We start from the raw sequence: 12,601 nt of genomic DNA, 5'->3' as shown, positions 1-12,601 counted from the left end.
TGGCACCACAGGTTGAGGCGGCAGCACCCCTTCCCAGCAGCCCGCGGCACTCAAATAAGCCCTCGGTTCTTCAGCATGGCGTGCGAGGTCGGCAGGCGCCCGCGGAATGCGGTGTACGCCTCCACCGGATCGCGCCGATTTCCGGCCGAGTAGATGAACTCGGCGAGCTTCTTGGCCGTCGCCGGATCGAAGGCGTTGCCGGTTTCCTCGAAGGCCTCGAAGGCATCGGCGTCCATGACCTCGGACCACATGTAGCTGTAATAGCCGGCCGCGTAGCCGCCGCCCGAGAAGATGTGCGCGAAGTGCGGCAGGCGGTGGCGCATGACGATCTCGCGGGGCATGCCGATACGCTTCAGCATGTCGGCCTCGAAGCGCGAAAGATCGAAGCCGTCGAACTTCTCGAGCGCATGCAGCTCCATGTCCGCGAGTGCCGAGGAGACGTACTCGACGGTGGCGAAACCCTGGTTGAACTTGTTCGCCGCATCGAGGCGATCGATGAGCGCATCGGGGATCGGCGCGTTCGTCTTGTGATGGCGGGCGAAGCGCTGCAGCACCGCGCGCTCGTCGAGCCAATGCTCGTAGAGCTGCGAGGGCAGCTCCACGAAATCCGTCGAGACGGCCGTGCCGGCAATCGAGGGATAGGTCACGTCGGACATGAGCCCGTGCAGGGCGTGGCCGAACTCGTGGAAGAGCGTGCGCGCGTCGGTGAAGCTCAGCAACGTCGGCTCGCCGTCGGCGCCGCGCGCGAAGTTGAGCACGTTGACGATGACGGGGTGAATATCGCCGCGCAGGCGCTGCTGGCTGCGGAAGGCGCTCATCCAGGCGCCCGAGCGCTTCGAGGGCCGCGCGAAATAGTCGCCGATGAACACACCGGCGTGCGTGCCGTCGGCGCGCTTCACTTCCCAGGTGCGCGCGTCGGGATGATACTTCGGCAGGTCGGCGCGCTCCTCGAAGCTGAGGCCGAAGAGGCGCGTCGCGGTATCGAATGAAGCTTCGATGATGCGGTCGAGCTGCAGGTAGGGCTTGATCTCGCCTTCGTCGAGATCGAACTCGGCCTTGCGCACTTTCTCGGCGTAGTGGCGCCAGTCCCAGGCCTCGACCTGGAAGTTGCCGCCCTCCTGGTCGACCATGCGCTGGAGCATGTCGCGCTCTTCGCCGGCCTTCCTGACGGCGGCGGTCCAGACTTCGTCCAAGAGGCCGCGCACGGCTTCCGGCGTCTTCGCCATGGCATCTTCCAGGCGGAACTTCGCGAACGTCTGGAAACCGAGAAGATGCGCGCGCTCGGCGCGGAGCGCGAGGATCTCGGTTGCGACCGCGCGATTGTCGTGCTCGCCGCCGCCCTCGCCGCGCTTGATCCAGGCCGCGAAAGCAATCTCGCGCAAGTCGCGCCGCGTCGAGAACTGCAGGAAGCTCTCGATGCTCGAACGCGCGAGCGTGATCACGTGCTTGCCCGGGTGGCCGAGGTCATTGCCGGCGCGCTTGGCGGCTGCGCGCACGAAATCCGGCAGGCCCGCGAGATCGGCCTCGGTTTCGAGCACGAGCTTGTAGGCCTGCTCATCGGCGAGCACGTTCTGGCCGAACGTCGTGCCGAGCGTTGCGAGCCGCGCATTGATCTCGGCCATGCGCTTCTTCGACGGCTCGTCGAGGCGAGCACCGGACCGCACGAGGCTCGTGTGCGTGCGTTCGAGCACGCGGCGCTGCTCGTCATCGAGCTTCATGCGCTTGCTGCGCGAGTAGATGGAATCGACGCGCGCAAAGAAGCGCGGATCGAGCGCGATCGCCGTGTGGTGCTGCGAGAGGATCGGCGCGATCTCGCGCTCGATGGCCTGCAGCTCGGGGTTCGTGTCGGCGCTCGTGAGATTGTAGAACACGCGCAGCACGCGTGTGAGGTCTGCGCCCGCCTTCTCCATGGCCGCGACCGTATTGGCGAAATTCGGCGCCGCCGTATTCGAGAAGATCTTCTCGACCTCGGCCTTGTGCGTCTCGATGGCCTTGTCGATGGCCGGGCGGAAGTGCGCCGGTCTGATCTTCTCGAAGGGTGGAAGCTCGAACGGCGTCCTCCATTTGGCGAGCAATGGGTTGCGCACCGTGCTCGCGCCTGCGGCTTTCGCCTTTTGATCGCTCATGCGGGTCTGCCTTCTGTGTTCTGTACCGCGAGGCCGGCTACCAGATAGCGGTTCAGCCGCTCGGTGAAACGCGCCGGATCGGTCGGCAGTTCGCCTTCGACAATGCGGGCCTGATCGAGCAGCAGGTGCGCGAGATCATCCACCACGATCTGGTCCGTGGCGAGACGCGCGCGGTCGATGGCCGCAATCAGCGGATGGCCGGGATTGATCTCCAGGATCGGCTTCACGTTGATGCCGCGCTGCTGGCGCTGGAGCATCCGTTCGAGCGTGCGGTCCGGGCCGTGCGCGGTCGCGACGAGGCACGCCGGCGAGCTGACGAGGCGCTGCGAAACCTTCACATCATCGACCTCGTCGCCGAGCGCGGCTTTCAGCGATGAAATGAGATCGCCGACGTCCTTCGGCGCATCCGCCTTCGGCTTTGCGGCTTCTTCCTTCAGCGGAACCGCAGAAAGATCCACATCACCCTGCGAGAGCGACTTCATGGCTTTGTCCGCGAACTTCGGCATGGCCGTCGTCCAGAAGGCATCGACCGGGTCGGCGAGCAGCAGCACCTCGACGCCGCGCTCCTTCGCCGCCTCGAGCTGCGGGCTCGACTTCAGGCGATCGAGGCTTTCGCCGACGAGATAGTAGATCTCGGTCTGACCTTCGCGCATGGCCGCGACGTACTCGCCGAGCGATCGCCAGCCGTCACCGGCCGTCGAGCGGAAGCGCGCGAGCTTCAGGAGCTGATCGCGGCGTTCGAAGTCTTCGTAAATGCCCTCTTTGAGGACCTGCCCGAACGTCTCCCAGATCTGTGTGAACTTCTCCGGCTCCTTGTTCGCGAAGGTCTCCAGCTCGCTGATGACCTTGGTGGTCACGGCGCGGCGGATCTGCGTCACGGCCGGATTGTTCTGCAGCATTTCACGGCTGATATTGAGCGGCACATCCTCGGAGTCGATCACGCCACGCACAAAGCGCAGATAACCCGGCAGAAGGGCTGCATCCTCGGTGATGAACACGCGCTTGACGTAGAGCTTCACGCGCCCCTTGCGCTCGACATCGAAAAGGTCGAACGGCCGTTGCGTCGGCACGAACAGGAGCGCCGCATAGGATTGCCGGCCTTCGGCCTTGTAGTGGACGGTCAGGGCCGGCTGATCGAGCTGGCCAGAGAGACTGCGATAAACTTCGGTGTATTCGTCCGGCTTCACCTCGCTCTTCGAGCGCTGCCAGAGCGCGCTCGCGGAATTGAGCTGCTTGGCTGCGCCATCCGCGCCGATCAGCTCGATGGGGAAGAGTATGTGATCGGAGTAGGTTTTGACGATCCGCTCGATCTCGTAGTCATCGAGGAAAGTGCGGCTGTCGTCCTTGAGATGCAGCGTGATGCGCGTGCCGCGCGGCACTTTCGCGGCGTCCGTTTCGGAGGCTGGCGCGATCGTGAAGCCGCTCGCGCCATCGGACGTCCAGAGCCACGCGGCGTCCTCGCCGGCCTTGCGGCTCACGACCTCGATATGATCTGCAACCATGAAGGCCGCGTAGAAGCCCACGCCGAACTGGCCGATGAGGGCCGAGCCCTCGCCCTCCTTGCCGAGCCGCTCGAGGAAGGCACGCGTGCCCGAGCGGGCGATCGTGCCGAGGTTCTCGGCGAGCTCCGCGTCGTTCATGCCAATGCCGTTGTCGGCAATGACGAGCCGGCCGGCTTCCTTGTCGGTCTCGATGCGGATGGCGAGGCGCGCATCGTCGCCGATCAACTCGGGCCGCGCGATGGCCTCGTAGCGGAGCTTGTCGCAGGCGTCCGACGCATTCGAGATCAGCTCGCGCAGAAACACGTCCTTCTCGGTGTAGACCGAGTGCACCATGAGGTGCAGCAGGCGCGATACCTCGGCCTGGAAGGGGCGTGGCGTCGCGGGCGACGGGCTGTCGGTGCTCATCGCGGCAATTCTCCTGTTTTCCTCAAACTTGGGCTGCCTCTGATAAAGCGCGTATCGGCAGCCGTTCAAGCCCTGTGGTCGTCCGTTGCCGGAGGGCCTGGGCTGCAAAGCGGGTTTGCCGGCGGGCTTCAGCAGGTTAGGGTGGCTGCCGTTTTTCAGCCCTCCATTGAGCCTCGCGAGGTCCGCCATGCCCTTCGATCCCGCCGCTGCCGCCCGCTTTATTGCCGAGGCCCATCGTACGCGCGCACCCTTCGCTAACCTTCCCGAGGACATTGCGCCGAAGACGATCGACGAGGCTTATGCGGCCCAGGAGGCGCTACGCACCTTGTGGACGCCTCTCTATGGCGAGGTTGGCGGGCTCAAAATCGCGACGACCACCAAGGTCATGCAGGCGCTCATGGGCATCGATCATCCTTGCGGCGGCGTGATCTATTCGAAGCGCATACATCAATCGCCCGCGACCATCCGGCTCGCCGATCACATGCACGTGGTCATGGAATGCGAGCTCGCCGTGCGCGTCGGCAAGACCTTCGAGCCGCGCGCCACGCCCTACACGCGTGACGAAGTGCGCGCGGCCGTCGCCGAGGTCATGCCCGCCTTCGAGCTGATCGAGGACCGCAATGCGGACTACAAGTCGTCCAAGGCGCACTCCTTGATCTGCGACAACGCGTGGAATGCCGGCATCGTGCTCGGCGCGCCGGTGAAAGTGCCTGCAAGCCTCGATCTCAATGGCCTCGCAGGCAACCTGACCACGGGCTCCGGGAAGCACAGCGGCAAGACGGACGATCCCATGGGCGCGCTCGCATGGATCGCCAACCTCGCGGCTTCGCGCGGCAAGCCGCTCGCCGCGGGACAGGTCGTGATCACCGGGAGCCTCATTCCGACACTGCCGATCGCGGTCGGCGAGACCTTCGACTTCGCGATCGACGGGATCGGCAGCGTGCGGGCGACGGGCGCATAATCGAAGAAAAACAAAACAGCAGGATGATCAGCGAGACATGCAACACGGAACTGTGAAAGACCTGACCCGGCGCGCAACCTTCGAGCTTTTCACGCCGGTGACGGTCCGCTTCTGCGACACCGACAAGCTCGGCCACGTCAACAACGTATCGATCGCCTCGTACATCGAGGCGGGGCGCTGCGATCTCTACTACAAGCTCATGCAGCAAGCCCAAACGGATGCGCGGATCGACTTCGTGCTGGCGCGGGCGGCGATCGATTTCCGCCGCGAGATCTTCTACCCCGGTACGGTCGAGGTGGGCTCGCGCTTCATCAAGCTCGGCAACCGTTCGATCACGACGGGTTACGGCGTCTTCGTCGGTGACGCCTGTGTCGCGACGGCGGAATGCGTGAATGTTTTCTTCGACATGGAGACACGCACATCAATTGCGCCCTCGGGGATGCTACGCACCTTGATCGAGGCGGCGATCGCGAATTAGGGCGACTCTCTAACTATTTTGAATGAATTTCGGTGACACTCCACGCTGGCAGCAATACGACGTAGGCTGATTTCAATTGGGCTGTGCAATTGTTAACGCCCGGAAGGCAGATATTATGCGGGAAGAGCAGCCATTTTGGCGGGGGTTCGGATTTGACGAGTGCCCCTCCTTTACCGGCCAAACAATCGTCGAGATCGGAAGCGGTAAGGGGGCGCGCGTCCTCGAGATGGCCTCCCGCGGCGCGGAGCGCGTGCTCGGCATAGATCCGTCGGCTGTCGATAGCGAAATTGCGCGGCAGCGGCACAAAAACAACCAGTTCTATGACAAGGTCGAATTCTGGACCGGGTACATCGAAAACTACCCCCCCGGGAATTCGACGTCGTCGTTTCCGAGAACACCCTCGAGCACGTCATGGACGTTCCCGGTCTTCTGGCTGAGGTGCGCCGGCGCCTGAAGCCGGGCGGCAAAGTATATATCGGATTCGGGCCGCTGTACCATGCGCCCGACGGTGATCACGGGTGGCTAAGAGAGATGCTTCCCGGGTGGCCTCGAATCATTTGGCCATGGGGGCATCTCATGCTCAGATCCTACGCACTCAAGAAGCTGAGTAGGATGCACGGCCGCGAATATCACGCGCCACGGGACTGGATGCACCTCGACCTGAACCAACATACGATCGATGATTACAGGCGGATGTTCGAGGAGTCCGGTTTGACTATTGTCGATCTTCGCACCAATTACGTGACCTCGTTCAAGGGCAAGTTGATTGCGCGCGCCGCGCGCATTCCCGGTCTAGAGAAGTACTGCACGCTCAATTTGAATGTGATCCTTGCGAAGCTCTTAACGGATAGTGACGGAAGAACCGCGCTCAGAGGGCAAGTGCACAGGACGCGATGACGCGTCTCGGGTGAGGAGCGCGAGGTCATGTCGGAGACATGCTTCGGCATGGATCCTCGCTCGCCCCTAGTCACGAAGTCTGCGCACAGATTGATAACAGGACAATTTCCGCGAGCCTTGGCGCCGCGCTCGGGCCATGTTTTGCTCGCATCGAGATGCACATGCGATTCGCGCGCCGGCAGCGGGGCGACTGCGCTTTGCGCGGCCGCGTACCGGCGCTAACCCGGCCCGATTGGCTGCCCGTGTGATGGTCGGGCGAACTTCGGGATCGGGACACGAGAGGGGCACCCGCATGGCCGTACGCTGGCCCTGGCGCCGCAAGAGCGAAGGCTTCGAGTGGCACAAGTACGTCAAGACGACGATCGCGATCCGGCGTGAGCAGCGCCGCGAGCGGGCGGAGGAGATCAAGCGCTCGGCGCAGGACGGGGCCATTCGTGCCGCCGAGGAGGCGGCTCGCCTCGGGCGCAAGGGTGCGCAGGCTGCCGGCGATGGCGCGCGTCGGGCTTCGGCTGCGTCCAAGCGTGGCGTGCGCATGGGACTCGTGGCCTCAGGGCATGGGATCAAGCGGGCGTTGGCGGCCTCGGCAGTCGGCTCGCGGCAGTTTCTGGCGGCTTCCGGGCGCGGCATTCGGCGCCTTTCCGCGGTGTCCGCGCAGGGCATTCGCCGCGCTTCCATTGCCTCGGCCAGCGGCATCCGGCGGGCATCGTCGGCATCGGGGCAGGGCCTCCGGGTCGGCAGTGTGGCCGCGGGTTCGGGCTTGCGCGCGGCGGGTGGCTGGCTCGGCCGTGCCGGCGTTGGCAGCGCCGCCTGGACGGGCGGCAATCTTGCCGCCTTGAGCCGGATTGCCGGTGGCGGCCTCGCAGTTGCGAGCCGTCCGTTCCTCGATTTCCTGGGCAGGCCGGGCGTTTCGGGGCCACTGATGCTGGCCGGAGGCGTCGCGCTGCTGTCGGGCCTCGCGCGTCCGCTCCTGACCGGGAGCCTCGATCGCGAGGCGGTGCTGATCCTGGCCATTGGTGCGGTCTGCCTGCTGGCCGGCCTCACGCCTCGCCTGCGCTACGGCGTTGGCGCGACGGTGTTTACGAGCCTCGCCGCACCCTTCCAGCGCATTCCGCCGCGGATCGGGCATATTGTGGTCGGCGGCGGCGCGATGGCGGCGGCCGTGCTGGCTGCACTCTGGCTCTGGCCGGCCAGCCTGACGCCTTCAGCGCCCAGCATCAGCCTGCCGACGATGTCGCTCTCGAGCTTCGTGCCCTTCAAGGCCTCGGAGCCGCCGATCGTCGGGCGCGCCTTCGCGGCAGGCGGCGACACGCTGCGCATTGGCCAGCAGACCGTCCGCCTCGAAGGCATCGAGGCACCTGAGCGCGACCAGACCTGCGCGCGCTCGGACAGTCGCGTCTGGCGCTGCGGGGAAGCGGCGCACACCGCGCTGACGCGTCTCGTCGCGGGGCGCCAGGTGCGTTGCGAGCCGAACGGGAAGATCGGTGAGGGTGCTTGGCGCGCGACCTGCACAGCCGGCGGCACGGACCTCGCCAATACCCTGGTCGAAGGTGGCCACGTCCTCGCCGAGAGCGGGATGATGGCCCGTTATCGGAGCGCGCAAGCCCAGGCGCAACAGGCCAAGGCCGGCCTCTGGAGCGGCCCCGCCTCGCCGGAACGGCCAGCCGAGTGGCGCCAGCGCATGTGGAACGAGGCCAAGACCAAGGCGCCGCAAGGCTGTCCGATCAAGGGCAAGGTCGCAGGCCGGCGCGGCGATACCATCAAAACCTACCACCTGCCCTGGTCGCCGACCTACGTGAGGCTTCGGGTCGTCTCGGCACGCGGCGAACGCTGGTTCTGCAGCGAGGATGAGGCCAAGGCAGCAGGTTTCGCGAGGGCGGAGATCGACGGATAGGCAGGCCTCGGCCCGTGCGTAGGTGCGTTTCGGAGTTCCCATGTCTGACGCCATTCCAGCAGCGCTGAAGAAACCCAAGCGGCGCTCGGTTCGACGGTTGGTGAGACAGATGCTCAAAGTGCTGCTGTTCCTGTTCCTCATCCCCCTGGTGACCCACGCAGCATGGTGGGTGGCGACGAACACCGCCTGGAATTGGCGCGACGCGAACTGGGCTCCCACGGGCATTCTGAAGCCTGCGGCGGCCGATCCCGAGCCCGCGGTCTACCTGCTGGCCGGGCGGACAGGCGGCTGGAAAGGCATCTTCGCGCATCACACCTGGATCGTGACCAAGGCGGCCGGCGCCCCTCGCTATACGCGCTATGACGTCGTCGGATGGGGGCGGCCCGTTCGAACGGACCATCTTCCGCCCGATAGCCACTGGTACAGCAATTCGCCCTCCGTCGTGGCGTCGGTCAGGGGGCCGGAGGCCGCCGAGGCCATTGCGGCAATCGAGCGGGCCGTCGCCGCGTATCCCTTCTCGAATGCCGGCAGCTACAAGGCGTGGCCGGGGCCGAACTCGAATACCTTCATCGGCTACCTCGCCCGCGAGGTTCCGGCACTGGCTCCCGGCCTGCTCCCGACCGCCATCGGCAAGGATTTCACAGAAGCTCCCGTGTATGTGGGCCTTACGCCGAGCCGCACGGGCGTGCAGTTTCTCGTGAGGGGCCTCATCGGGTTCACCGTCGGCTGGGTCGAGGGTGTCGAGTTCCTGTTCATGGGGGCGGTTGCAGGCATCGATATTCGCCGTCCGGCCCTCAAGCTCCCCGGATGGGGACGCATCGGCGTTCCCTGAGCGCCGAGAAATGCCCATAAACGGCGCATTTCTTTAACTTCGGGCCCCCGCGACAAAATCGTTGTCCAAGGGTGTTGACCTTATAATTCGAGGTGTATATTTTGCGCCCACTCTCACGGTAGGTCGTAGGGCGCTATCGGGCGGAGCTTTGCAGGCAGAGAAGCCGTAATTCGGCGATCGTGAGCTGCCTGCGGAAAAGCTTCCGGCTCATTGCTAGCCGCCCCTAAACACTATCGTTCTCAAGCAGAGGACAATTTCGGACCAAGATCGGCGCGCCGCCCTGGCGGAACGTTCGATCCTCTGGTGTTGCGAGCTGGGGGCCCCGGAAAAGGGCAACTCGGCTCGTCAGGTTTGGCGCATCCGGCCCCGAACGGGGTGGGTGCACGAGGTACGGACGAGGCGCGATGCCGACGATTCAGCAGCTGATCCGCAAGCCGCGGGTGAAGCCCCGGGAGCGTAACAAGGTCCCGGCCATGGAGGCCTGCCCGCAGAAGCGTGGCGTCTGCACGCGCGTCTACACGACGACGCCGAAGAAGCCAAACTCGGCGCTGCGCAAGGTTGCCAAGATCCGTCTCACCAACGGCTTCGAGGTCATCGGCTACATTCCGGGTGAGGGTCATAACCTCCAGGAGCACTCGGTGGTGATGATCCGTGGCGGCCGCGTGAAGGACCTTCCGGGCGTGCGCTACCACATCATCCGCGGCGTGCTCGACACGCAGGGCGTAGCCAACCGCAAACAGCGCCGTTCGAAGTACGGTGCCAAGCGGCCGAAGTAAGAACGTAAGGACAGGTGGGCGCCGCCCCTATTCGGAGCGGCGCTCTCGCATTTGAGGAATAGCCCCGAGCGGGCGGCACAAAGAGACGAGAAGGAACGAGCGCATGTCGCGTCGCCATCGTGCCGAGAAGCGGGAAATCAACCCGGATCCCAAGTTTGGTGATCTGGTTGTGTCCAAGTTCATGAACTCGATCATGGTCGAGGGCAAGAAGTCGACCGCCGAAGGCATCGTGTACGGTGCTCTCGAGCGGATGCAGCAGCGCGCCAAGGCGGATGCGCTGCCGATGTTCCACCAGGCGCTCGAGAACGTGATGCCTTCGGTTGAGGTTCGCTCGCGCCGCGTCGGCGGTGCGACGTACCAGGTTCCGGTCGAGGTTCGCTCCGAGCGGCGTCAGGCGCTTGCGATCCGCTGGCTGATCGCCGCGGCACGCGCGCGCAACGAGAATACGATGGAAGAGCGGTTGTCGGCTGAGCTGTTGGATGCCGCCAACAACCGCGGCACGGCGGTGAAGAAGCGCGAAGACACGCACAAGATGGCGGAAGCCAACCGCGCCTTCTCGCACTACCGCTGGTAACCGGACGACGACGAGGCAACGGACATGGCCCGCGAATACGCGATCGAGGACTACCGCAACTTCGGCATCATGGCCCACATCGATGCCGGCAAGACGACGACGACCGAGCGGATCCTTTTCTACACTGGCAAGAGCCACAAGATCGGTGAAGTCCACGACGGCGCCGCGACCATGGATTTCATGGTCCAGGAGCAGGAGAAGGGAATCACGATCCAGTCCGCGGCCACGACCACGTTCTGGAACGGCAAGCGCCTGAACATCATCGACACGCCAGGCCACGTCGACTTCACGATCGAGGTCGAGCGCTCGCTGCGCGTGCTCGACGGCGCCGTGTGCGTGCTCGACGGCAACCAGGGTGTGGAGCCGCAGACCGAGACCGTCTGGCGTCAGGGCGACAAGTACGGCGTGCCGCGCATCATCTTCGCCAACAAGATGGATAAGACCGGCGCCGACTTCTACATGTGCCTCGAGGACATCGGCGAGAAGCTCGGCGCGCGCGCCGTGCCGCTGCAGATTCCGATCGGCGCCGAGAGCAACTTCAAGGGCGTTGTCGATCTGCTCAAGATGAAGGCCTTCATCTGGCAGGGTGACGACAAGGGCGCCAAGTTCGTCGAGGAAGAGATTCCGGCTGACCTGGTCGACAAGGCGAACGAATTCCGCGCCGCCATGATCGAGGCTGCGGTCGAGATGGACGACGACGCGCTCGCCGCCTATTTCGACGGCAAAGAGCCCGACATCGCGACGCTCAAGAAGTGCATTCGCAAGGCCACGATCACGCGTGCCTTCTATCCGATGATGTGCGGCTCGGCCTTCAAGAACAAGGGCATTCAGACGCTGCTCGACGCGGTGGTGGACTTCCTGCCGTCGCCCGTCGATCGCGGTGCCATGCCGTGCACGGACGTCAAGTCCGGTGAGATGACCGAGCGCAAGCCGCTCGACAGCGAGCCGCTCTCTCTGCTCGCGTTCAAGATCATGGACGACCCGTACGGCGTCCTGACGTTCGCGCGCATCTACTCGGGCAAGCTCGAGAGCGGCATGAACGTGATCAACACGTCGCGCGACAAGCGCGAGCGCGTTGGCCGCATTCTGCTCATGCACGCCAACAACCGCGAGGAGATCAAGGAGGCCTATGCCGGCGACATCGTCGCGCTGCTCGGCCTCAAGGATACCCGCACGGGCGAGACGCTTTCGGATCCGAACAACCGCGTCATTCTCGAGAAGATGGAGTTCCCCGAGCCCGTCATCGAGATGAAGGTCGAGCCGAAATCGAAGGCTGACCAGGAGAAGATGGGCGTCGCGCTCGCCAAGATGGCGACCGAGGATCCCTCGTTCCGGGTCAACACCGATCCCGAGAGCGGCGAGATCATCATCAAGGGCATGGGCGAGCTGCATCTCGAGATCAAGGTCGACATCCTGCGTCGTACGCACAGCGTCGAAGTCGCGACCGGCGCGCCGCAGGTTGCCTACCGCGAGACGCTCGCGCGTGCGACCGATATCGACTACACGCACAAGAAGCAGTCTGGTGGTTCGGGCCAGTTCGCCCGCGTCAAGCTGCGTCTTGAGCCGCAGGAGCCGGGTTCGGGCAACGAGTTCGACTCGGAGATCGTGGGCGGCACCGTCCCGAAGGAATACATCCCCGGCGTCGAGAAGGGCGTCGAGAGCATCTGGGGCAGCGGTGTCCTCATCGGCTTCCCGCTCGTCGACACCAAGGTGACGCTGTTCGACGGCGCGTTCCACGAGGTGGACAGCTCCGCGATCGCGTTCGAAATCGCAGCGCGTCAGGCGATGCGCGAGGGTTGCCAGAAGGCGGGCATCAAGCTTCTGGAGCCGATCATGGACGTCGAGGTGGTGACACCCGGCGACTTCGTCGGCGGCGTGATCGGCGACATCAACAGCCGGCGCGGCCAGATCCGCAACCAGGAGATGCGCGGCAACGCGACCGTCATTCGGGCCAACGTGCCGCTGGCGAATATGTTCGGCTATGTGAGCCAGCTGCGCTCGATGAGCCAGGGACGTGCATCCTACACGATGCAGTTCGCTCACTATGCCGAGGTGCCGCGCAACGTTGCCGAGGAGGTGAAGGCCAAGTACGCCTGATCCCCCAAGGACAAGTTCAACACGACTTCTGAGTTCAAAGAGGACGCCAGTCGTCCAGACGC

10 protein-coding genes are annotated in these 12,601 nt (G+C 64.7%); 8 read left to right on the top strand and 2 right to left on the bottom strand.

Features of this window, described 5'->3' with window-relative positions; genetic code table 11:
- Positions 1 to 50 precede the first annotated feature (50 nt).
- Positions 51 to 2,126: a M3 family metallopeptidase gene (locus CS1BSM3_RS27140; protein WP_072393493.1), complete on the bottom strand. Its 2,076-nt coding sequence runs from the start codon at positions 2,124 to 2,126 to the stop codon at positions 51 to 53.
- Complete coding sequence (gene htpG / locus CS1BSM3_RS27135) at positions 2,123 to 4,033, bottom strand: molecular chaperone HtpG (protein ID WP_072393490.1); 1,911 nt, start codon at positions 4,031 to 4,033, stop codon at positions 2,123 to 2,125. The genes CS1BSM3_RS27140 and htpG overlap by 4 nt, the downstream gene beginning before the upstream one ends.
- 187 nt (positions 4,034 to 4,220) lie before the next feature.
- Between htpG and CS1BSM3_RS27130 the strand changes: the two genes are divergently transcribed.
- The 8 genes from CS1BSM3_RS27130 to fusA all read left to right on the top strand — a co-directional run bounded on the left by CS1BSM3_RS27130 (position 4,221) and on the right by fusA (position 12,539).
- The gene (locus tag CS1BSM3_RS27130; RefSeq protein WP_072393487.1) at positions 4,221 to 4,994 is read left to right on the top strand and encodes a 2-keto-4-pentenoate hydratase; all 774 of its coding nucleotides are present in this window, start codon (positions 4,221 to 4,223) and stop codon (positions 4,992 to 4,994) included.
- 37 nt (positions 4,995 to 5,031) lie between these two features.
- Positions 5,032 to 5,472, top strand: coding sequence for an acyl-CoA thioesterase (locus CS1BSM3_RS27125; RefSeq protein ID WP_083528935.1), 441 nt, complete (start codon positions 5,032 to 5,034; stop codon positions 5,470 to 5,472).
- A 333-nt stretch (positions 5,473 to 5,805) separates the two neighbouring features.
- Entirely contained in the window at positions 5,806 to 6,369 is a 564-nt protein-coding gene (locus CS1BSM3_RS27115) for a methyltransferase domain-containing protein (protein ID WP_143149376.1), read from the top strand.
- A gap of 292 nt (positions 6,370 to 6,661) precedes the next feature.
- Complete coding sequence (locus tag CS1BSM3_RS27835; protein ID WP_143149375.1) at positions 6,662 to 8,260, top strand: thermonuclease family protein; 1,599 nt, start codon at positions 6,662 to 6,664, stop codon at positions 8,258 to 8,260.
- A 40-nt stretch (positions 8,261 to 8,300) separates the two neighbouring features.
- Entirely contained in the window at positions 8,301 to 9,092 is a 792-nt protein-coding gene (locus tag CS1BSM3_RS27105; protein ID WP_210188835.1) for a DUF3750 domain-containing protein, read from the top strand.
- Positions 9,093 to 9,496: 404 nt separating this feature from the next.
- Positions 9,497 to 9,868, top strand: coding sequence for a 30S ribosomal protein S12 (gene rpsL / locus CS1BSM3_RS27100; RefSeq protein ID WP_072393472.1), 372 nt, complete (start codon positions 9,497 to 9,499; stop codon positions 9,866 to 9,868).
- A 103-nt stretch (positions 9,869 to 9,971) separates the two neighbouring features.
- A complete protein-coding gene (gene rpsG / locus CS1BSM3_RS27095) occupies positions 9,972 to 10,442 on the top strand; it encodes a 30S ribosomal protein S7 (protein ID WP_072393469.1) in 471 nt (156 codons plus the stop codon).
- Between the two features lie 24 nt (positions 10,443 to 10,466).
- Positions 10,467 to 12,539: an elongation factor G gene (gene fusA, locus CS1BSM3_RS27090; RefSeq protein WP_072393466.1), complete on the top strand. Its 2,073-nt coding sequence runs from the start codon at positions 10,467 to 10,469 to the stop codon at positions 12,537 to 12,539.
- Positions 12,540 to 12,601 lie beyond the last annotated feature (62 nt).

The sequence above is a fragment of the Hyphomicrobium sp. CS1BSMeth3 genome, from assembly GCF_900117415.1.
GTDB lineage: Bacteria > Pseudomonadota > Alphaproteobacteria > Rhizobiales > Hyphomicrobiaceae.
The sequence above is the reverse complement of the archived record's forward strand: the minus strand, read 5'-3'. Positions and strand labels throughout refer to the sequence as shown.